Raw genomic sequence first — 21740 nt, forward strand, 5'->3', positions numbered from 1 at the left:
GGGGTGGGGTGCGGGTGGTGGGGGTGCTTTCGGGCGTGACTCCTCACCGTCGGCGGCCCGAAGCTGATCCGTAGGCGTCAGCTCTGGATGCCGCCGACGCTTCCGGGGACACCCCCTGCGCGCCCCCAGAACACCAGCCAACAGCTATCGGGGTCCTCGGCCCGATCCACGAGCAGAGGTTCGGAAGAGTAACAGGGGCTCGCGTGGATGGAACCGGAGCCATCGGCCATGACCGGCTGGGCAGTTCGACGGTTGCCTTCCAAGGACCGTACGACGGGCAACGTGGTCGAAACGTGTCCTTGCACCGAACCGTCGACCAGACACTCGTGGTCCTGTTCACTGCGTGTCTCCGTGCGTGATGCGCACTGAGGGAGTTCGGGCTTGCGCTTTCCGCCGCGTCAACTTCTACGGTCGTCTGTGTGGCCGGAGAGACCGGCCGGGCGATGGGAGGCATGGCGATGGCCTGGTCAATCGCGGACGTGGCCCGGTTGTCCGGGGTGACGTCCCGGACGCTGCGGCATTACGACGAGATCGGCCTGCTTCCGCCTGCATGGATCGGGACCAATGGGCACCGCTACTACGAGGAGAGCGATCTGCTGCGGCTGCAGCAGATCTTGTTGATGCGGGAGCTGGACCTGGGACTGCGCGAAATCGCAGCGGTCCTGGACAGTCAGGTGGACCAGGTTGCCGTGCTCCGGGAGCACCGCCGGCGTCTGTTGGTAGAGCGGAACCGGCTGACCACGCTGGCCCGCACGGTCGGCCGCACCATCGCTGAGTTGGAGGAAAGAAAGGACGAGGACGACATGGCAAAGATCAACAGGCCGGAGAACCTGTTCGAGGGCTTTGACGTCTCGCGCTATGAGGCCGATGCACGCGAGCGGTGGCCGCAGGAGTATGAGCAGTCCCGGCAGTTCACCGACACGCTCACCGACCAGGACCAGGAGCGGATGCAGCGCGAGTCGACGGCGCAGATGATCCGCATGGCGGAGTTCATGGCGGCTGGTACACCCGTCTTCGACCCGGCAGTACAAACCGAGACGGATGCCCACTACCAGGGGATCTGCAGGTTTTGGACCCCGAACGCCGCCGCGTACAAGGGACTGGGGCAGACCTATACCGACGACCCACAGTTTCGCTCGGCCTACGACAAGGTCGCTGCCGGGCTGGCCGAGTACCAGCGCGATGCGATGGCGGCCTACGCCGATGCCCGGCTGAGCTGACCAACGGCTCACCCCGCCGGGGGCAACCCCGAGGACCCGGTAGTTGTTCAGGACCACCCTGACGCCAGCTCGGGGATCAGCCGGGGGGTTCCGGGCGCCGTGAGTGGTGTTCGGAGGCGAGAGCCCCCATCTCTCCCATACCTCTGCTCATGGATCGGGCCCGTGGGCAGTTCAGCCCTGGTGGGTGTGCCAGCCCATTTTGTGTCTCTTCCGTACCTCTGCTCGTGGATCGGGCCGAGGACCCCTGAGCCCTTGGCTGGTGTTCTGGGGGCGCGCAGGGGGTGTCCCCGGAAGCGTTGGCGGCATCCAGAGCTGAAACCAACGGACCAGCTTCGGGCCGCCGACGCTGAGGAGTCACGCCCGAAAGCACCCCCACCACCCGCACCCCACCCAGACCCGCACCCGGACCCCCCAAAGCCCAGCACCCCCAAACCCGAGCACCCCCAGCCTGTCCGGCGTTTGAGGACGGAACCCTCAGGTCCCCAGGGCTGGGCTCAAGGAATGGGCCTCGCCCGGAGCAAGTGAAGTGCCGCACCATCCGTACCTCAGCCCGGGCAAGGGCAAAACCCGAGCACCCCCAGCCCGTCCGGCGCTTGAGGACGGAACCCTCAGCCCCCCGAGGCTGAGCCCAAGGAACGGGCCCCGCCCGGAGGAAGCGAGAAACCAGCACCCCATACCCCAGCCCGGGCAAGGGCACACTCCGAGACACAGCTAAACCCTGTACCCCTCCAAGAACTCCCTCACCCGAGGGTTCCCCCTGTGCACCCGCAGCGTCGTCGCAGTGCTGGTCAGCGTTGATGCGATGCGTGTCGACTGGACCCCGTCCAGCAGTTCCAGTGCGCGGAGTCCGGCCCGTGCGGCTTCCTCCGGGGCGCCGGCGCGGGAGAGGTGGGCCGCCAACTCCGCGCGGTACAAGGCGAGATTGCGGGTGAACCGGCGGTCCTGGAGCGAGGATGCCCGGCGGGCGTGGTTGACCGCCTGTTGCCAGTCGCCGAGGGCTGCCCAGCACTGGCCTTCCAGCGCCTCCATCTCCGGCTCGCCGAAGAACGACATCCATTCCGGATCCTTCTCCACGGTGTCCTGCCCGAAGTGCTCCCAGGCCTGTCCGAGGGCTCGGGAACACTCGGATCGGTCACCAAGCCCCGCCCAGCCCCCGGCCTCGCGCAGTGCCAGCAGGGCGAGCAGCCGTGGCGATCCCAGGCCGCGGGCGGCGCCCTGCCCGGCCTGGGCGGAACGGACCGCTTCTCGATAGCGCCCGGCGTCGCGCGCCAGGAAGGAGGTGTTGGAGAAGGCGTGTGCTTCGAGCCCCCGGTCACCGGAGACGCGTGCGGTCGCCAGCGCCTCCGCGTAGTGGGAGCGGGCGTCGTCGAAGCGGCCCGAGTCATGCGCGAGCCACCCCACGGAGAGGGCGAGTTCACCGGCGCCCGAGTGCAGTCGGTCGGCGGTGGCGCGTCGGGTGGTGATGCCCGTGTCGAGCAGGGCGTACGCGGCGCGTAGCGGCTGGGCGGCGCGCTGGTAGAGCCCTTCCGCTCCGTACCGGTCGTCGAGCAGTCGAATGCGGCGTACCGCCTCTTCGAGGGCGGCGGCCTCGGGTTCACCGATCCTGCGGGGTGGTGGAGCGGATTCGGGCGTGCCGTCGTCCGCGGATCTCAGGAGGGCGCCGAGCCCGAGCCCGGCGCCCAGCCCGAAGGACGCGGCTGCCACGGTGGCCGAACCGCCTGTCATGAATGCGCGACGCAACACGTCGTTCTCCTCGTCGCCGTCGCTGTCGGTCTCACTGTCGATCGCCGTGCCGAACGGGTCCTGCTGTCGGCCCGGTTCGGCCGCGGGCTCTTTGCCGCGCCTTCCCCCGCGTACGCGTTCCCGCTCCGTGAACCCCAGGTCCTTGAGGGTGAGTCCGGGGTACATGTGCAGGAACACTCGTTCGTACGCGTAGTTGGGGCAGCGGATCTCGCCCGCTTCGACGCGCCCGATGTAGCGCGCGTCGCAGGACACCCGTTCGTTGATCTCCCGGGCGGCCTTGCGCACGGTCGCCGCGAACTCCCCCGGGGAGAGCTGCCCCCGCAGCCGTCGGAAGACGGAGTTGGGAACTGCCCCCGAGGTCTGTGACGACGCCATGGCCGAGCCCTCTCTTGCGTGCGGCCTTGCTCTCGGCGAGCCAAGAACGTACCGGCTGTCTCCAGTGGTCCACGCTGAGTTTGGCTACAAAAGGGATAACTCATCCCTGATCTGCCATGAACTGCCATCGTTTGGGCGGTGTGGCGCCGTAGCCCTTGACGCGAAGGCGCGTTGGACTCCTTGGAGGCGCAGTCCGTGTCCTTCAGCTGAGCGAGGAGGGGAGTCCCCGTGTTGGAGGTCGGCTTGGAGACCAACGCCGGTGACGGCGCCCGGATGCCCGCGACATCTGCCACGACGGCCGAGGTGGTGCCGTGCGGCACTTCCGTGCCGGCGACGGCCCCGCCGACACCCCGATCCACCGGAGCTCCTGTAGCCGGCTGCCCCCTGTCGCCGGGAGCCGTAGCCGCGCCCGTATCGGCGCCCGTGCCCGCGCCCGTACCGTGCGATCTGGTGACGGTGCCCGCTCGGCAGGGCCTCGAAGCCGTGGACATCCTGCGTCGGGCCGCCGCGCCGGCCGTCGGTCCGGTCCTCCACGACGGCACCTGCGACACCTTGGGATTTCTGGTGCCCCCAGGGACCGCGGATGCCTGGAACCTGCCGGGCAGTGCCTGTACGCAGACCTTCGGCCGCGGGTTGCGCGTCCCCGCGGAGCCCCCGGTCCGGGGCACCCGCTGGCTCCTGCCACCCGGTGAGGTGGACGAGGTCACCGATCCGGTACTGCTGCGGAGGGCACTCGGCGAGGCGGCCCGCCTGATCGAGGCCGCTGACAGCCGCTTCTGAGACCCCGCGACAGCACGGCGATGCGGGACCGGGGGCCATCAGGGACTGGGCGGCGGCCCTCGGCGGGGAAGGGCCGCGCAGCCTCTTGCCCACTGCCCCGCACCGCCCCTTGCGCACCCCTCCCGTCCGCCCCGGATCGGCCCCACGGGCGAAGGCCCTGCTCACCCGCTCATAATGGGCGGGTGAGCAAGAGCAAGCGGCGGCGCGGTGGCGGCGGCGAACCGGTCGTTGCACGGGTGGACGGCGGGATCGCCGAACTCGTTCCCGACCCCGAGCGCCCCCGTGCCTGGTCGCTGCTGATCGACGGAGCTCCTCAATCCCATATCGATCTCGACGATCCGGAGTACCTCTCCTTCGAGTACCAGCGCCGTATCGGCCATATCGTGGATCTCATTGCGCCACCCGGACGTGCGCTCAAGGTTCTCCACCTCGGCGGTGGCGCCTTCACCCTGGCCCGATACGTGGCGGCGACCCGCCCCCGGTCCACTCAGCAGATCTTCGAAATCGACGCGCCCCTGGTGGAGTTCGTCCGGGAGCGGCTCCCCTTGGACCCCGGGGCCCGCATCCGTGTGCGGACGGCCGATGCCCGCGCCTCGCTCGGTCGGATCCAGGACGGCTGGGCGGACATGGTGATCGCGGACGTGTTCAACGGGGCGCGTACGCCCGCCCATCTCACCAGTGTGGAGTTCATCGCGGAGGTGCGTCGGGTGCTCGACCCCGCCGGCCACTACGTGGCGAACCTCGCTGACGGACCGCCCCTCGCCCATCTGAGGGCTCAGATCGCGACGGTCGCGACCGTCTTCCCGAAGCTGGCGCTCGCCACGGACCCGGCGGTGCTACGGGGGCGGCGCTTCGGCAATGTCGTTCTGCTGGCCTCGGCCGTTTCGCTGCCGATCGCCGAGTTCACCCGCCGGGTGGCGGGCGATCCGCATCCGGGCCGGGTGGAGCACGGCCGGGGGCTCATCGACTTCACCGGTGGTGCGGTGGCCGTCACCGATGCCGACGCCAAACCGTCCCCTGCGCCTCCCCCCGACATCTTCCGCTGACCGCGGGACCGGGTGGGAAGGCGAACAACGGGCGGGCGCTTTCCGGCTACTTGTCGAAGAACTCAACGCTCGGCGCGCCGGATTCCCAGCGGCAGAAGACCGATGACTCCCGGCCTTCCTTGGTGAAGACCACCCTGATCCAATGGGTGTCCTTGTGCACTTCCATCCGCCAGCCGGCCTTCGGCATCGCCGACGCCAGTGTGGCCGAGGTGGGGCCGATGTCGAAGATGACCTTGCCGCCGTCGCGCGGGTACACCTCGGCACGCCGCGACGGATCCGAGGACGAGGGGCTGGTCGGCGGCTCGAACGACTCGGACGGCGTCGTCGTCTCGGGAGCGGGCGTGACTTCCTCGGACGTCTCCCGCGCATGGTCGTAGGGCGGTTCGGGGTCTTTCTGCGTCGGCTCGTCAGGCCGATCGTGGGAACTCGGCTCCGCCTTGTCCTCGGGCGGCTTTCCCGACGACGACACCTGGGGCTTCGACCCCTGTGTGGTGGGGGTGTCCGCATTGATGGGCAGAGCCCGCGGGCGGTCGTACACGGTTCCAGACATCACCGTGTGGACGCCCCACCAAGACAGCGTCACCGATGCCCCCGTGGCCAATGACCACGCGATGGCATGTACAAGTCCTCTACGCATCGAGGCCAATACTGCACCACGCACCGGCCATCTGTCCCCGGTGGAGACCAGCTGCTCGGCATCACTCGGTGAATTGCCACATCAGCGGTGGTGGAAGACTGTCTTCAGGGGTGCTGAGGGCCTGCCCGGGAGCGAGCGTATGCCGGCCTGGCTCATGTGCTGACTGCGGTGGCGACCGGGGCACTTCGCATGGCGTACGGTGCCGCTCATGGCAAGTGTGCTCGTCGTCGAGGACGACCAGTTCGTGCGCTCCGCCCTCATCCGGCACCTCACCGAGGCTTCCCACACGGTGCGAAGCGTCGGTACGGCTCTTGAGGCGTTGCGCGAAGTGGCCCATTACCGGTTCGACGTGGTCATTCTCGACCTCGGGCTGCCGGATCTGGACGGTTCTGAGGCGTTGAAGATGCTACGGGGTATCACGGATGTACCCGTGATCATTGCGACGGCGCGTGACGACGAGACGGAGATCGTCCGGCTGTTGAACGACGGCGCCGACGACTATCTGACCAAACCCTTCTCGGTTGAGCATCTGTCCGCAAGGATGTCGGCCGTACTACGCCGTTCGCGCGCAGCGGTGGGCGAAGCCCCGCCCTCGCGCGTCCTCCAGGTCGGCGGGCTGTCCATCGACCCCTTGCGCCGGCAGGCCGAACTGGACGGGCGAGCACTCGACTTGACACGACGCGAGTTCGATCTGCTTGCCTTTCTCGCCGGGCGCCCGGGAGTGGTCGTCCCGCGCAAGGAACTGCTGGCCGAGGTCTGGCAGCAGAGCTACGGCGATGACCAGACCATCGACGTCCATCTGAGCTGGCTGCGACGCAAACTCGGTGAGACCGCCGCACAACCGCGCTATCTGCACACGCTTCGCGGAGTCGGAGTGAAGCTGGAACCGCCGATCGGCCCCCGCCAGTGATGCCGGGGCCGCCGTACGGCACCCAACCCGGACACCAACGAGGACATCAAAATGAGATGGGCGCTGGTCAAGGTCTCCCTGGCCGTCACGACGATGGTCGTGGTTGCCTTCGCCGTACCACTGGGGCTCGTCATCAAGGAGATGGCCCGTGACCGGGCCTTCTCCAACGCGGAACGCCAGGCGGCGGCCATCGCTCCGGCTCTTTCCATCACCACCGACCCCCACTCCTTGAAGGTAGCCCTGCTGTCCACCCAGGCCGGTGAGGCGGGCCGGATGGCGATCCACCTCCCCGCGGACGCGCCGGGTGAGGAGATCGGAGAGATCATCGAGGTGGGCATCGGGCGTGCCCGGCAGGCCGACCTGCAAACCGCAGCCGGTGGGCAGGGCTCGATCACCGAGGTGCCCGGGGGGTCGTCGCTCCTGATGCCGACGGCTTCGCGCACCGATCCCATCGCGATCGTGGAGGTGTTCGTTCCCGCCGCCGACGTCACGCGGGGTGTGACCACGGCGTGGCTGGTGCTCGCCGGTGTCGGTGTCGCCCTGGTCGTCGGATCGGTCGCGGTCGCCGACCGGCTCGGGGTCCGGATGGTTCAGCCCGCCCAGCGGCTCGCCGGAGCCGCCCATGACCTCGGCGAGGGCGAACTGGGCGCGCGCGTCCCCGAGGAGGGCCCGACCGAGCTGCGGTCCGCGGCCATCGCCTTCAACGCCATGGCCGATCAGGTCGTACAACTCCTCGCCAACGAGCGCGAGTTGGCCGCTGATTTGTCCCATCGGCTGCGTACCCCGCTGACCGTGCTTCGGCTCAATGCCGCATCGCTGGGCGAAGGGCCGGCCGCCGACCAGACCCGGTCGGCGGTCGAGCAGTTGGAGCGCGAGGTGGACATCATCATCCGCACGGCCCGTGAGGCAAAGCCGCAGACCACGGCGCCGATCGGTCCCGGCGCCGGCTGCGATGCATCCGAAGTCGTACGGGAGCGCATGGACTTCTGGTCCGCGCTCGCCGAGGACGAGGGCCGCAAGGTCCGGGTCGCCGGCGTCGATCGTCCCGTACGCATCCCGGTGGCCCGTCCCGAGCTGGCCGCCGCGCTCGACGCCCTGCTGGGCAACGTCTTCCGGCACACGTCCGAGGGCACCGCGTTCTCCGTGGACGTCCACAACGGCGAGGACGCGGTCATCGTGCTCGTCTCCGACGCGGGGCCGGGCATCGCCGACCCGGCGGCTGCGATGGCCCGGGGCAACAGCGGCAACCGGGACGGTTCCACCGGTCTCGGACTGGACATCGTGCGTCGGGTCGCCGAGTCGACGGGCGGCGACGTTCGCATCGGCAGATCGGTGTTGGGCGGCACGGAGGTGCGGGTCTGGCTCGGCCTGGATGCACGCGGCCCGGGCGTGGAGGAGCGGCGCCGTGGCCACCGCGGCACCGAGAAGCGGCGCCAGCGGGTGCCGTCCCGGGCCAAGTCCCGGGTCGGCGGGGGCAACGACTCCTGATCACCGCGCCCCGGGCGTACGAGCGGATCGCTCATGCGCCCGGGCGGGCCTCGCAGCGCCCTTGAGCGGTCAGGGGCCCGACGGCCCCGGAGACGACGGTCTCGCCTCCTCCTGGTGCCTCCTGGGGCCACAGAGGCTGTTGAGGCGCAGGGCAGGCCCTCTGTGCGAGGCGGCGCCGCCCGCCCCATCGCGAAGACGCCGGGAAGTGACTGCGTCATGAAAGAAATATGACGCGAGCATGACGTGGCTATGACGCCCCCCTGATGGGCCCCAGGGTTAATCGGTTCCGATGCTGTCCTTAAGAGCGTCCTAAGAAGTACGGCTCAGACGTCGAATTAGTGTTTTGTCCCGTCCGGGGTCGCTAGCGTGCTCCCGCACCCAAGTTCCGTACGGACCCCACTCCGTACACCCCGCGCTGGTTCCGTGCGGACCCCACTCCGTACACCCCGCGTTCATCCCCCATACGTACTCCCAGAGGCAGGCGCAATGGCCAGCAGGACCGACCGACGCAGAGCGAGCGGCAGGGCGAACGCCCTCCGCGCGCTCTTCGCCGGTCACCCTGCGGGCACGGGCCCCACCCCGCAGCCCATCGGCCAGCCTGCCGCACAGCGCACACCCGCGACTCCTGCCCCTGAGCCGAAGGCGATTCGTTCGTCCACGCACAGGGCCCCCACGCAGGAGACCCCCACGCAGGAACCCCCCGCGGGGTGCGCGCCGTCCGGCCCGGTGGTCGGGATGGGCTCCAGGCCCTCCCGTAAGGCTCGCACCGTCACCGGGCCGGACGGCATTGCCGTGACCGAGTACGTCGGCAGGCCGCCGTTCGCGCCGTCCCTGCCCGCAGCTCAAACTCGGTGTTCCGGTGGCGGGAGGCCCGTTGCTCAGTCGGGCACTGCTGCCCTACGGACGTCCGTCGCGATCGCCAAGGCGCACGCGGCGGGCCCGTAGATCCCCCAGGCAACTCCTGCCCCCCACACGCGCGCCCCGGTCGGCTCCCCCCAATCCGACCGGGGCGCGCTCTTTCGTTTGGCAAAGGTTGCTCGCATTCCATGGTCACGGAGGCGGGTGAAGGGGTAAAAGAGCAGTCGGCCGCCCCCTCGCCACGTCACACCGAGTACGAGGAGTTGTGATGAACAGCCTGCCGACTGCACCCGTCGACGATGACGGCCGTCTCGCCCACGACATTGCGGGCGAGGGGCCGGCCGTCGTCCTGCTGCACGGCGATCTGCTCGATCTGACCATGTGGGACGAGGAGTTCGAGACGCTGGCTGCCGACTACCAGGTCATCCGCTACGACGCCCGGGGACACGGCAGATCCTCGTCGGTGACCGGCGACTGGTCGCACGCCGAAGACCTCTACGACCTGCTGTCCCACCTCTGCGTCGAACGCGCCCGGCTCGTCGGGCTCTCCCTCGGCGCCCGCACCGCACTCGACTTCGCCCTGCTCCACCCGGAACTCACCGAGTCCCTGGTGCTCGCCGCGCCGGGGATCAGCGGCCGGCCCTTCAGGGACCCGTATGTCATCCAGCACACCGCGGCCCAGGTGAAGGCGGTGAACAGGGGGGACTGCGGGGAGCTCTTCGTCGAGGAGTTCCTGCGCCTGTGGGTCGACGGTCCGTGTCGCAGTCCCGAGGACGTCGAGCCGGGCCTGCGGGGCAGGATGCAGGCCGCCGCCGCGGCGAACCTCCGCGCGCATCCCGGCGGGCTGTGTACGGGGCGACCGCGGGAGGTGGGGGCGGCGCAACGGCTGCACGAGATATCCGTGCCGGTACTGGCCCTACTGGGTGATCTGGACAGTACCGACATCGAGGGCAATGTGACGGCGCTGGCGGATGCCGCCCCGCAGACGCGGGTGGCACGCGTGCCAGGAGCCGGTCACATGGTGAACCTGGAGGCCCCGGAGGCTTTCCTCAAGGAGGTGTCGGCCTTCCTGGCCGCCTGAGGGCACCACGGGCGGCCTGTGGACCTCCTGGGCCCCACGGGACACAGCGGCTCACTCACGGCCGCCAGGAGCCTGCCGCCCGGCTGTTCCCACGGGAACCGCACATGACGAAGGGGCTGACCTGTCTTCACAGGTCAGCCCCTTCGGCCATCAGGGTGAGTGACGGGACTCGAACCCGCGGCATCCTGGACCACAACCAGGTGCTCTACCAGCTGAGCTACACCCACCATGACCGGCTTTTCCGACCGGCCGAGAAAAAGTGTACAGGGTCCGAGAGGGTGCTCGCGCCACAGTTTGTGAGCCGTTGTGACGGGGCGGTTCTCCGCCCGGGACCGACCTGACGGCAGGCCGTCTCCGGCCCACCCTCACGTCCGTCCGAGCGTGCCGAGCGGCCCTATTCCGCAGCTACGACGTGCTTGGCGGCGATGGACTTCGCCGTCTCGGAGTCGGGACCCGGCTGGGGGACGAAGACCGCCTCCCGGTAGTAGCGCAGCTCCGCGATGGATTCGCGGATGTCCGCCAGTGCCCGGTGATTGCCGCTCTTGTCCGGGCTGTTGAAGTACGCCCTCGGATACCAGCGGCGCGCCAACTCCTTCACGGAGGACACGTCGACGATCCGATAGTGGAGGTAGTCCTCCAGGGCGGGCATGTCACGCGCGAGGAAGCCGCGGTCCGTGCCCACGGAGTTCCCGCAGAGCGGTGCCTTGCCCGGCTCCTTCACATGCTCCCTGACGTACGCGAGGACCTGGGCCTCGGCGTCGGCGAGGGTGGTGCCAGCGGCCAGCTCGTCGAGGAGGCCCGAGGCGGTGTGCATGGTGCGCACCACCTCGGGCATTGTCTCCAGAGAGCTCTCCGGGGGGCGGATCACGATGTCCACCCCGTCGCCGAGCACGTTCAGTTCCGAGTCGGTGACCAAAGCGGCCACCTCGATCAGTGCATCGTCCGTCAACGAGAGCCCGGTCATCTCGCAGTCGATCCACACCATACGGTCGTTCATGCGCCTACCTTATGGCGCACTCCGCTGACCGGGCAGGCTCGGGCGACCGTGGCCCGCCGCATAGGGCTGGGGCGCGGGTCGGCCCAGCTCCGGTGGACCGAGCGAGGAGCCCGGTACGCCCGCCGTGGCGGCCCGCCGTGCCTGGATCGGCACCACGGAATCCACCACCGAGGCCGGTGCCGATTCGCTCTGGGGGCGTCGCACCCGGTAGGCGGCCCGGTACGCAGCCGGGGAGGAGCCCAGCTGTCTGCGGAAGTGGCCCCGCAGTGCGACGGGGGAGCGGAAGCCGCAGCGGCCCGCCACCTCGTCGACCGAGTAGTCCGAGGTCTCCAGGAGTCGCTGGGCCTGGAGGACCCGCTGGGTGATCAGCCACTGGAGCGGCGCGCTGCCTGTGAGCGAGCGGAATCGCCGGTCGAACGTGCGTCGACTCATGTATGCCCGTGCCGCCAGCGTCTCCACGTCGAATTGCTCGTGAAGGTGCTCAAGCGCCCAGGACACCACTTCGGCCAAGGGGTCCGACCCGATTTCCTCAGGTAAAGACCTGTCCAGATAGCGCTCCTGCCCGCCACTGCGGCGCGGCGGTACGACCAGCCTGCGGGCGAGTGCCCCGGCGGCCTCCGTACCGTGGTCGGTGCGCACGATGTGCAGACAGAGATCGATTCCAGCCGCTGTTCCCGCAGAGGTGAGCACATCGCCGTCGTCGACGAAGAGCTCGCGCGGGTCCACATGGACGGATGGGTAGCGCTTCGCCAGTGTCGGCGCGTACATCCAGTGGGTGGTCGCCGGACGGCCGTCCAGCAGACCCGCCGCTGCGAGTACGAATGCGCCGGTGCACAGACCGACTATCCGGGCTCCCTCCTCGTGCGCCCGGCGCAGTGCGTCGAGTGCCTCCGGTGGTGGCGGGGAGGTGATCGACCGCCAGGCCGGTACGACGACCGTGCCCGCTCTGCCGATGGCCTCCAGGCCGTACGGTGCGGTCAGTTCGAGCCCGCCGGTGGTCCGCAGCGGGCCTTCCTCGCCTGCGCAAACGAGCAGTCGATAGCGAGGAACTCCGGCGTCCTGACGGTCGATTCCGAACACCGAGAGCGGGATGGAACTCTCAAAGATGGGGCCGCCGCTGAACAGCAGTACCGCGACGACTTCCCGGCGCCGGCGCCCCGAGAGCTTTCGTGCTGCCTCCGGTGCGGCGGAGTCCTGATTCATGACGCTAAGCCCCCCTCGGTATTCGCGTCTCCCCGTTCGTTTCGGGCCTTTCGCTCCTGCACGTTTCCCCTCGGTTTTGCACGAGTCCCGAGCCTTCGATACTCATGATCGAATCTACTGCGTCCCGTGACGCCGCCGTGACAAGTTCGTCATGCCCCGCTATGTCTGCATGAGAACTTGGCGCGAAGCATTCGATCACGAAGGGTTCCACTCACGAGGCGCTCAGGGAAGTGCGTCTCACACGCATGGCCCGTCCCCGTAGGGTGCAAGCGCCGCGAATAGTCCTTTCTTGCCAGGTGACAAGGGGGTACACAGGCCATTTCCCCAAGGGAGGGGTGGTAGCGCGAAGTTGGCTGAAACTATACGGGTGCGCACGTGCGAACAGGTAAGCCCCCGGCCTGTATCGGGCCGTTCGAACAGCCCCCGACCCTGGCGGTGACCGCCTCAGCGTCGAACCCTCCCGGAGGGCCTACCGGCATGCGCCCGGTGCGCCTGTCCATCACCCTCGCGGACCCCTCGATCGCGCCCCGCCGGGCGCGCCTCGGCCGCGGCGGCGGTGCGCTCCGAGCGCCGGAGGAGAACCCGGCAGACCGCGGTCACGGCGACCAGGCCGAGTGAGGCTGCTGCTGCCCCGCCCAGGGAGGTTCCATACACGACGAGGACCACCGGTACGACGAGGCAACTGAACGCCGCCCAGCGGACCACGTCGGTCGCGGGGTCGTCGGGGCGGCGGGCTGTGTTCCGGTGGGCGCGGCGGGTCGTCCGGGGCGCAGGGGCGGGCGGGCGTGCGGACACGGAAGCTCCCTCGGGGCTGCGGGGTGACCGTGGTCCCAACGAGGCACCCGGTCCTGCGGTCACTGTGGGCCGGGCTCGGATCGGCTGGACCAGAGGCGGGGACCCAGTGGCGGGGACTCGGAGGTGGACCCAGAGGCGGGGACCCGGCTCACGGGGCGGCCGGAGGATCGGGGAGTGGTCTGCGGGTGTGGCCGTGACGGGGACGGCAAGGTGATGCGGGCCGTATCGTCTCGTCTTGATCGGCCGAGGCGCCAGCCGTGCGGGCCGGTGGCTTCACCGCTCGGCTCCGCCGGGGCCTATGCGTCGGTCGCGCCGCAGGAGCACCAAGTGCGCCCCGGACGCACGGTTCGGGAAGCGCGGACGTTAGGGAAGCGGCGACGGTTCTGGCGGGCCCCTTGCGGTCGACGGGTCCTCGGCCCGGGCCTGGTGCCCGGTGCTCGGGGCGGGCGCACGCCTCACACCAGACTGCTGTAGGCACCATCCGGCATTGCCATATGGGGACGGCTCAGGCATCCTCCCTTGAGCGCCCGAGTGAGGTATCGGGTGCTGGGCAGAAGAGGAGTGTCGCCGTACCCTTACGGGTATGGGCCAGGGAAGATGATTCCCGGACACAGCATCCGTCGCCAAGTCGTTCCCTCTCATTGAGGACTTCCTTCGCCGAGACACCCATGGCCGGTCACGAGATCCCCGAACCCGCGGACCGCAAGCAGGTAGCCGACCCGCTGTCGGACCCGCAAGCGGCGGAAGACGCGCGCCCGTCGTGCGACCCCGCCTTCCGGCACGGTGTGGTCGTCGGCTTCGACGGCTCCACTTCCAGCGAGCGTGCGCTGGCGTACGCCATCGGCATGGCTCGCCGTTCCGGCTCCGGTTTGATCATCGTCCATGTCGCCAACAGGCTGCCGACCACCGTGTGGGCGGGCTGTGAGCCGCCCGTGTTCGTGGACGTCCCGGACCACCGCACCGAGGTGCTCGGTCTGGAGTTGGCCTGTGCGGACTACCTCGCCGAAGTGCCGTGGATCCTGGTGGAGCGCGGCGGCGACATCTGTCATGAGTTGGAAGAGGTCGGTCGCGAGTACTCGGCCGATGCGATCGTGGTCGGCTCGACGCAGGGGATCGTCGGCCGCATCTTCGGTTCGGTGGCCGGTCGGCTGGCGCGACGGGCGCAGCGCCCGGTCGTTGTGATCCCGTAGCCCGTAGCCCGTAGCCCGTAGCCCGTAGCCCGTAGCCCGTAGGCAGGGTGGCGTGTGTCCCGAGGGTGGGGACTGCATCAACTCCCTTGGAAAGCAAGGAAATCTACCGGCGCGTAGAGGTGAATTGTTACCTTGTGAAGGGTACATAAAGGTCGTTGGTTCGCTCCACAACTGCCTTTCTCACAACTGCACAGGAGACGAAGGGAGCCCCGCCGTGGACAAGGAAGTCTCTGCGGGAAGCGCTACTACTTCCACTCTCGGCCATCTCGCCCTCGGGCTGACTCTGCTGGCGTTCGGCATCGCCAACACCGATGTGATCGACGGCGTGACGGTCCTGGACGCCACCGGTCTCGCCACCTGGGTCGGTGGCGTCGCCCTCTTCATCGCCGGACTACTCGAATTCCGCGCCGGCAACGGCGGTTCGGGTACCGCGTTCGCCGGTCTCGGCGCGTTCTGGTTCACCTGGGGTACCGGCGCGGGGCCCGGAGTCTCCTCGGAGGCAGCCGGACTGTTCCTGCTGCTGTGGGCGCTGCTCGCGCTGACCCTGACGGTCGCATCGGCGGGCAGCGGGATCTTCACCCAAGGGGTGTACGGCCTGCTCACGGTCTCACTGCTGCTGTTGGGCATAGCGGCGCTCGCCGAGAACAGCGGACTGACGAAGGCGGGCGGCTGGGTCGCCGTGGTGACCGGTCTGGCCGCTTGGTACGGGGCGACGGCCGCACTGGCGAAGTGGCCGACCTTCTCCGGACGCGCTGCCGGCCGGGGAGTGACGGCCACCGGCTGAGGCCGCGCCGGTCGGTGCGCTCTGGGCCGCGCGCCGACCACTGAAGTCCCCTCGCGCACAGGTGGCACGCGCGAGGGGACTGCGCTGTTCAGGGGCCCTTACGGGTGGGCCGCGCCGGGTCGGTAGGGCTCCGGTGGGCGCGTACCGACCCTCGGTCGGCGGACTACTCCACGGTCACGGACTTCGCCAGGTTGCGCGGCTTGTCGATGTCCCGACCCATGGCCAGCGCCGTGTGGTACGCGAAGAGTTGCAGCGGGATCCCCATCAGGATCGGGTCCAACTCGTTCTCGTTCTTCGGTACGACGATGGTGTGGTCGGCCTTCTCCTGCTCGCGGTGCGCGACGGCGAGGATGCGACCGCTGCGGGCCTTGATCTCCTCCAGCGCCGCCCGGTTCTTCTCCAGCAGGTCGTCGTCGGGCACGATCGCCACCGTGGGCAGCGCGGGCTCGATCAGGGCGAGGGGCCCGTGCTTCAACTCGGAGGCCGGATACGCCTCGGCGTGGATGTAGGAGATCTCCTTGAGCTTGAGGGACGCCTCCAGCGCCACCGGATAGCCGCGCACCCGGCCGATGAACATCATCGACTGCGCGCCGGCGTACTCCTCCGCGAGCTTCTTGATGTCGGCCTCGGACTCCAGGATCTCCGTGATCTGGGCGGGCAGCCGGCGCAGTCCGTCGATGATGCGCTTGCCCTCGGACACCGAGAGGTCGCGGATGCGGCCCAGGTGCAGGGCGAGCAGCGCGAAGGCGACCACGGTGTTGGTGAAGCACTTGGTGGAGACGACGCACACCTCGGGCCCGGCGTGGACGTAGGTGCCGCCGTCGGCCTCGCGGGCGATGGCGGAGCCGACCACGTTGACCACGCCGAGGACGCGGGCGCCCTTGCGCTTCAGCTCCTGCACGGCGGCCAACACGTCGTAGGTCTCGCCGGACTGGGAGACCGCGATGTAGAGGGTGTCCGGGTCGACGACCGGGTTGCGGTAGCGGAACTCGGACGCGGGCTCGGCGTCGGCCGGGATACGGGCCAGCGACTCGATGAGGCCCGCGCCGATGAGTCCGGCGTGGTACGAGGTGCCGCAGCCGAGGATCTTGACCCGGCGGATACCGCGGGCCTCGCGGGCGTCCAGATTGAGGCCGCCGAGGTGCACGGTGGAGAACCGGTCGTCGATCCGCCCGCGCAGCACCCGGTCCACGGCGTCGGGCTGCTCGCTGATCTCCTTGTGCATATACGTGTCGTGGCCGCCCATGTCGTACGACTCGGCCTCCCACTCCACGGTGGTCGGCGTGGCGGTCGTCGTGGAGCCCTCGGTGGTGTACGTACGGAAGTCGTCGGCCTTGAGGGTGGCCATCTCGCCGTCGTCGAGGGTGACGATCTGGCGGGTGTGGGCGACGAGCGCGGCGACGTCGGACGCGACGAACATCTCCTTCTCGCCGATGCCGAGGACAACGGGGGAGCCGTTGCGGGCGACGACGATGCGGTCGCTGAATCCGGCGTGCATGACGGCGATGCCGTAGGTGCCCTCGACGGCCTTCAGCGCCTGGCGGACCTTCTCCTCCAGGGTGTCGGCCTGGGAGCGGGCGATGAGGTGGGTGAGGACCTCGGTGTCGGTCTCGGACGCGAAGACCACGCCGTCGGCCTCCAGTCGCAGCCGCAGTTCGGAGGCGTTGTCGATGATGCCGTTGTGGACGACCGCGACGAGCCCGTCGGGGCTCAGATGCGGGTGGGCGTTCTCGTCGCTGGGTGCGCCGTGCGTGGCCCAGCGGGTGTGGGCGATCCCCGTGGTGCCGGTGAACCGCTTGGGGACGCGCGCTTCGAGGTCGCGCACGCGGCCCTTGGCCTTGACCATCTTCAGCCCGGACGCCTTCGGACTCGTGATCACGATGCCCGCGGAGTCGTACCCCCGGTACTCCAGGCGCTGGAGCCCTTCCAGCAGCAGCGGTGCCACATCACGCCTGCCGATGTATCCAACAATTCCGCACATAGGGTTGTTGCCCCTCCATTGATCGGGTGTGTGCCCGAGCCACGGCCGGCCCTGATCGGCCGTGGACGGCGCTGGGTCGCACGACCCTCAGCCGTAGACGATGCGGCGCAGCTGCCGGAGCGAGAGCTCCGGAGGCGCCACCGCGCGGTGCGGGAGCTCGTCCGCGATCCGCTCGAAGATCTCCGTGTTCACCAGGCCGCCCGACTGGAGCTCGCGGTGGCGGCGGCGTACGTAGTCCTCGGTTCTCTCGTCGAAGTACGCCAGCACATCGAGAACCACCCGGGCCGCTTCGCCGCGCTGGAGGGCGCTGCTGCGGACCAGGTGGTCGATGAGGTCGTCGTATGAGGGTGGACGACCGGGCCGGCGTTGTTCGAGCACCAGTAGATATTGGGGGGCCGAACGGGGCTAATGCAAGATTTCTGCCCGAATCCGGGCAGAATCTAAGAGGTGAGGACGGCTTTTCAGGTCGTGCGCGCCCTAGAGGCGTCGGAGGACGGCTTGCTTGGCGGTGGTGAACTCCTCCTCGGTCAGCACCCCGCTCTGATGGAGCTCGCCCAGTTCGCGCAGTCTCCGCAGCAGGGCGTCATGGTCGTCGTCCTGGTCCCGGGGTGCCTTCGCGATGCTCGGGGCGGGGGGCGTCGCGGCGGCCTCGGGCTTGACCGGGGCGAACGGATGGGGCATCCGGGCCACGACCGCCGCGGCCACCAGTGCCATCAGCGGATCCTTGCGGAAGCCCCACAGCTCCACGGCGTGCGGGTCGTACTTCGGCGGCGCGGTGGGTGCCGATCGTCCGACGTGGAAGCGCAGGTGACCGTTGCCCAGTCCGGACGAGGGGAGCCACTCCACCTCCTGCACCTCGCGCAGGAGGATCGTGCGGGGGCCGCCGGAGGACTTGGACTCCTCGGCCGTCCAACTCCAGGTCAGTTTGATCTGCTCCCCGTCGAAGGCCGCGGTTCCATCGCCCGCGCTGACGGTGATCGGAAGGCTCGGACCCGGCAGTAGATAGCGGTCGACGGGATCGGTGCCGATCTGCTCGATCAGCAGGGAGTTGCGCACCTCGTCGACGAAGTACTCGGCCACTCCGGTGCGGTCCCCGGACACGGTCAACTGGTAGGGGTCCGAGCCCTCTTCGAGCTTGCCGCCGGTGATCTGGAGGAGCGGATCGGCGCCGTCGCGCAGCCGTAGGCGCAGTTTTCCGCCCTTGCGTCCGGTGGCGAACGAGATCCCGGCAACCGCCCGCAGCGGTACGGCGAGTTCCCCCAGGGTCCTGCGCAGCAGACTCACCCCCTTGTCGGAGCCGGGCACGATCCGCACGGTGTCTCCGTCAAAGGTCCAGGTGCCGTCCTTCTGGATGATTTCTGCCATGGGGGGATTGTTCCACTGTGCTCGCGGTCCCCGGCGGGGTCGGTTCGGCGGCCGAGCGGTCGGCAGCGCGGTCGGCAGCGCGGCGGCTTGCGGGGTAGCGCCGGGGGCGCTCCGGCGCGTACGGCGATGAGCTGCGGTTTTGCGGCGATCCGGGGGCCGGGGGAGTGGTGGGGGCGGCGTCCGAGCGCGGTGAATGTGACCGTAAGCTCGGTTATTGGTCTATACCTTGACCCCCGTCTGAGGGCACGATACCCATGGTGGGCGTCCTCGTCGCGACGTCCTCGAAGGGAATCAGCCTGTGATAATGCCCGGAACGCTTCCCCGTCTGTTCGGTGCGCTGCTTCTCCTCGGAGGGGCGGGTGTCGGCTGCTCCAACAGTGATGACGATGCCAGCCCCTCGCAGAGCGAGGGCAAACCCGTGCACGCGCTCGGCCGGGTCATTCCCGCCCCCGCCTCGGTGGAGCCCGGCGGCAGCCCCTACACCCTGACCAACACCACCGCCATCCGCATCGACGACACGCAGGAGGTGCGGGCCATCGGCGAGTACCTCGCCGGGGTCCTCCGCCCCTCCACCGGCTATCCGCTGCCCGTCACCCCCGATCAGGGAGCGGACGGCATCGCGCTGCGCCTGAGCGAGACCGACGAGTCCCTCGGCGAGGAGGGCTACCGGCTGGAGTCGACGGGTGACCGGCTCACCCTGACCGCCCGCAAGCCCGCCGGTCTCTTCTACGGCGTGCAGACGCTGCGCCAACTGCTGCCGGCCGCAGTGGAGAAGGACACCGAGCAGGCCGCCGTGTGGGAGGTCCCCGGCGGCACGATCACGGACTCGCCGCGGTACTCGTACCGGGGTGGGATGCTCGACGTGGCACGGCACTTCTTCACCGTCGACCAGGTCAAGCGCTACATCGACCAGCTCGCCCTGTACAAGATCAACAAGCTGCACCTCCACCTCACCGACGACCAGGGGTGGCGTCTGGCCATCGACTCCTGGCCCAAGCTCACCACCGTCGGCGGCTCCACCCAGACCGGCGGCGGCGAAGGCGGCTACTACACCAAGGCGCAGTACTCGGAGATCGTCGAGTACGCGGGCTCCCGGTTCCTTGAGGTGGTTCCGGAGATCGACATGCCGGGGCACACCAATGCGATCCTCGCCTCGTACGCCGAGTTGAACTGCAAGGACACCGCCCCGCCGCTGTACACGGGCATCGACGTGGGCTTCAGCTCGCTGTGCGTGGACAAGCCGGCCACGTACGACTTCGTGGACGACGTGATCCGCGAGGTGGCCGCGCTCACTCCGGGCAAGTACATCCACATCGGCGGCGACGAAGCGGACAACACCAGCCACGAGGACTACGTCACGTTCATGGACCGGGCGCAGGCCGTGGTCCTCAAGTACGGCAAGACGGTGATGGGCTGGCACCAGTTGGCGGGTGCGGAGCCCGTCGCGGGTGCGGTCGCCCAGTACTGGGGCTACGACCGGACCGAGGCCGCCGAGCGCGATCTGGTGGCAGGCGCCGCGAAGAAGGGCACGCTGCTGGTGCTGTCCCCGGCCGACCGCACCTATCTCGACCACAAGTACACGTCGGAGACCGGGCTCGGACTCCAGTGGGCCGGTCTGGTCGAGGTCGACCGGGCCTACGACTGGGACCCGGCGACCTACCTCAAGGACGAGGGCGTCGAGGAGGACTCGGTGCTCGGGGTCGAGGCCCCCTTGTGGACCGAGACCCTCGCGACCAGTTCGGACCTGGAGGTCATGGCCTTCCCTCGGCTGCCGGGAGTGGCGGAGCGCGCCTGGTCGCAGGGCGGCGAGTGGGACGAGTACAAACTGCGGCTCGCGGGGCACGCGGCCCGCTGGGAAGCCATGGGGATCAAGTTCTACAAGTCCCCGGTGGTTCCCTGGCCCAAGTCCTGACCCGCTCCTGAGCCGGCCCGCTCCTGACCTGACCTGTGATCTGGGCGGTCCGGCTTCCTGATCGGGTCGGCTGAGGCCCCGGGCCACAACGGGCCCGGCGTGATCCGGAAGACGGGCCCGAGGCAAGGGCCGATCGAAGAACGGGCCGATCGAACACACCGGGCCCCGGCCACTGCCGCGGCCCGGTGTCGTTCCCGGGGCCCAGGTGTCAGTTCGGCAGCCCCAGTTCCCGGGCGATCAACATGCGCTGGACCTCGCTCGTGCCCTCGCCGATCTCCAGGATCTTGGAGTCGCGCCACATGCGGGCCACCGGGTACTCGTTCATGAAGCCGTAGCCGCCGTGGATCTGGGTGGCTTCGCGGGCGTTGTCCACGGCGACCGTCGACGAGTAGAGCTTGGCGATCGCCGCCTGCTTCTTGAACGGCTCGCCCTGCACCAGTCGGGACGCCGCGTCGCGCCACCCGATCCGCGCCATGTGGGCCCGCATCTCCATGTCGGCGATCTTGAACTGGATGGCCTGGTTGGCGCCGATCGGGCGACCGAAGGCGTGCCGCTCGCCCGCGTACTTCACTGACTCGTCCACACACCCCTGGGCGAGGCCCGTCGCCAGGGCCGAGATGGCGATGCGGCCCTCGTCGAGGATGCGGAGGAACTGGGCGTAGCCGCGGCCCTCCTCGCCGAGCAGGTTCTCCAGGGGTACGCGGACGTCGCTGAAGGAGAGTTCACGGGTGTCCGAGGCGTTCCAGCCGACCTTGGAGTAGGCGGGGGCGACCGTGAAGCCCGGTGTGCCGGACGGGACGATGATCGAGGAGATCAGCGGCTTGCCCTCGGGGGTGCGACCGGTGACGGCGGTGACCGTGACCAGGCCCGTGATGTCCGTACCCGCGTTGGTGATGAAGCACTTCGAGCCGTTGATCACCCACTCGCCGGCCGCCTCGTCGCGTGCGGCGGTGGTCTTGGTGCCGCCCGCGTCGGAGCCGCCCTCCGGTTCGGTCAGTCCGAAGGCGCCCAGCACCTCGCCCGAGCAGAGCCGGGGCAGCCACTCCTGCTTCTGCGCCTCGGTACCGAACCGGTAGACCGGCATCGCACCGAGCGAGACGCCCGCCTCCAGGGTGATCGCGACCGAGGAGTCCACCCGCGCGAGCTCCTCCAGGGCGATGCCGAGGGCGAGGTAGTCGCCGCCCATCCCGCCGTACTCCTCGGGGAACGGCAGTCCGAACAGACCCATCCGGCCCATGTCCCGGACGATCTCGTAGGGGAACTCATGGCGTTCGTAGAGATCGCCGATCTTGGGGGCGATCACGTCGTGGGCGAACTCCTCGACGGTACGCCGCAGTTCCTCGTGCTCGGATGCGAGCCGGTGGTCCAGGGGCAT

General features: G+C 69.2%; 18 protein-coding genes and 1 tRNA gene. 9 read left to right on the forward strand and 10 right to left on the reverse strand.

Annotation, left to right across the window (positions count from 1 at the left end):
- The first annotated feature begins 458 nt into the window (after window positions 1-458).
- Window positions 459-1220 (forward strand): MerR family transcriptional regulator, encoded by a 762-nt coding sequence (locus ABZ348_RS32370; RefSeq protein ID WP_358939274.1) that lies wholly within the window; start codon window positions 459-461, stop codon window positions 1218-1220.
- 711 nt (window positions 1221-1931) lie between these two features.
- Here ABZ348_RS32370 and ABZ348_RS32375 read toward each other — a convergent pair.
- Window positions 1932-3338 (reverse strand): tetratricopeptide repeat protein, encoded by a 1407-nt coding sequence (locus ABZ348_RS32375; protein ID WP_358939186.1) that lies wholly within the window; start codon window positions 3336-3338, stop codon window positions 1932-1934.
- Window positions 3339-3566: 228 nt separating this feature from the next.
- Between ABZ348_RS32375 and ABZ348_RS32380 the strand changes: the two genes are divergently transcribed.
- Together ABZ348_RS32380 and ABZ348_RS32385 are read left to right on the forward strand one after the other, a co-directional pair.
- Window positions 3567-4118 carry a hypothetical protein gene (locus tag ABZ348_RS32380; RefSeq protein WP_358939188.1) on the forward strand — a complete coding sequence of 184 codons (552 nt, stop codon included), beginning with the start codon at window positions 3567-3569 and terminating at the stop codon, window positions 4116-4118.
- 182 nt (window positions 4119-4300) lie between these two features.
- Window positions 4301-5164: a fused MFS/spermidine synthase gene (locus ABZ348_RS32385; RefSeq protein WP_358939190.1), complete on the forward strand. Its 864-nt coding sequence runs from the start codon at window positions 4301-4303 to the stop codon at window positions 5162-5164.
- A gap of 46 nt (window positions 5165-5210) precedes the next feature.
- Here the strand turns inward: ABZ348_RS32385 and ABZ348_RS32390 are convergent, their stop codons facing one another.
- Window positions 5211-5714 carry a hypothetical protein gene (locus tag ABZ348_RS32390; RefSeq protein WP_358939192.1) on the reverse strand — a complete coding sequence of 168 codons (504 nt, stop codon included), beginning with the start codon at window positions 5712-5714 and terminating at the stop codon, window positions 5211-5213.
- A 295-nt stretch (window positions 5715-6009) separates the two neighbouring features.
- Here ABZ348_RS32390 and ABZ348_RS32395 point away from each other — a divergent pair, with 295 nt between their 5' ends.
- The 3 genes from ABZ348_RS32395 to ABZ348_RS32405 all read left to right on the forward strand — a co-directional run bounded on the left by ABZ348_RS32395 (window position 6010) and on the right by ABZ348_RS32405 (window position 10138).
- Entirely contained in the window at window positions 6010-6711 is a 702-nt protein-coding gene (locus tag ABZ348_RS32395) for a response regulator transcription factor (RefSeq protein WP_358939194.1), read from the forward strand.
- Between the two features lie 51 nt (window positions 6712-6762).
- A complete protein-coding gene (locus ABZ348_RS32400; RefSeq protein WP_358939196.1) occupies window positions 6763-8199 on the forward strand; it encodes a HAMP domain-containing sensor histidine kinase in 1437 nt (478 codons plus the stop codon).
- Window positions 8200-9325: 1126 nt separating this feature from the next.
- Entirely contained in the window at window positions 9326-10138 is an 813-nt protein-coding gene (locus tag ABZ348_RS32405; RefSeq protein ID WP_358939198.1) for an alpha/beta fold hydrolase, read from the forward strand.
- A gap of 154 nt (window positions 10139-10292) precedes the next feature.
- On the opposite strand, the gene ABZ348_RS32410 is transcribed toward ABZ348_RS32405, so the two are convergent.
- The 4 genes from ABZ348_RS32410 to ABZ348_RS32425 form a co-directional block, all read right to left on the reverse strand.
- Window positions 10293-10365, reverse strand: a tRNA-His gene (locus ABZ348_RS32410).
- A 167-nt stretch (window positions 10366-10532) separates the two neighbouring features.
- The gene (gene orn / locus ABZ348_RS32415; protein ID WP_358939200.1) at window positions 10533-11135 is read right to left on the reverse strand and encodes an oligoribonuclease; all 603 of its coding nucleotides are present in this window, start codon (window positions 11133-11135) and stop codon (window positions 10533-10535) included.
- A 9-nt stretch (window positions 11136-11144) separates the two neighbouring features.
- A complete protein-coding gene (locus ABZ348_RS32420; protein ID WP_358939202.1) occupies window positions 11145-12338 on the reverse strand; it encodes a helix-turn-helix domain-containing protein in 1194 nt (397 codons plus the stop codon).
- Between the two features lie 444 nt (window positions 12339-12782).
- Window positions 12783-13043, reverse strand: coding sequence for a hypothetical protein (locus ABZ348_RS32425; protein ID WP_358939276.1), 261 nt, complete (start codon window positions 13041-13043; stop codon window positions 12783-12785).
- 758 nt (window positions 13044-13801) lie between these two features.
- Between ABZ348_RS32425 and ABZ348_RS32430 the strand changes: the two genes are divergently transcribed.
- A complete protein-coding gene (locus ABZ348_RS32430) occupies window positions 13802-14323 on the forward strand; it encodes a universal stress protein (RefSeq protein ID WP_329019360.1) in 522 nt (173 codons plus the stop codon).
- A gap of 214 nt (window positions 14324-14537) precedes the next feature.
- Window positions 14538-15107, forward strand: coding sequence for an acetate uptake transporter (locus ABZ348_RS32435; protein WP_358939203.1), 570 nt, complete (start codon window positions 14538-14540; stop codon window positions 15105-15107).
- 163 nt (window positions 15108-15270) lie between these two features.
- Here the strand turns inward: ABZ348_RS32435 and glmS are convergent, their stop codons facing one another.
- From glmS to ABZ348_RS32450, 3 genes are all read right to left on the reverse strand, one after another.
- Complete coding sequence (gene glmS / locus ABZ348_RS32440) at window positions 15271-17088, reverse strand: glutamine--fructose-6-phosphate transaminase (isomerizing) (RefSeq protein WP_358939205.1); 1818 nt, start codon at window positions 17086-17088, stop codon at window positions 15271-15273.
- An 87-nt stretch (window positions 17089-17175) separates the two neighbouring features.
- Entirely contained in the window at window positions 17176-17466 is a 291-nt protein-coding gene (locus tag ABZ348_RS32445) for a hypothetical protein (protein ID WP_358939207.1), read from the reverse strand.
- A gap of 99 nt (window positions 17467-17565) precedes the next feature.
- Complete coding sequence (locus ABZ348_RS32450; RefSeq protein WP_358939209.1) at window positions 17566-18453, reverse strand: DUF4429 domain-containing protein; 888 nt, start codon at window positions 18451-18453, stop codon at window positions 17566-17568.
- 304 nt (window positions 18454-18757) lie between these two features.
- Here ABZ348_RS32450 and ABZ348_RS32455 point away from each other — a divergent pair, with 304 nt between their 5' ends.
- On the forward strand, window positions 18758-20365 hold the full coding sequence (locus ABZ348_RS32455; RefSeq protein WP_358939210.1) for a beta-N-acetylhexosaminidase: 1608 nt from the start codon (window positions 18758-18760) through the stop codon (window positions 20363-20365).
- 208 nt (window positions 20366-20573) lie between these two features.
- Here the strand turns inward: ABZ348_RS32455 and ABZ348_RS32460 are convergent, their stop codons facing one another.
- Entirely contained in the window at window positions 20574-21740 is a 1167-nt protein-coding gene (locus ABZ348_RS32460) for an acyl-CoA dehydrogenase family protein (RefSeq protein WP_358939212.1), read from the reverse strand.

This window comes from Streptomyces sp. NPDC005963 (assembly GCF_040638655.1).
Taxonomy (GTDB): Bacteria; Actinomycetota; Actinomycetes; order Streptomycetales; family Streptomycetaceae; genus Streptomyces.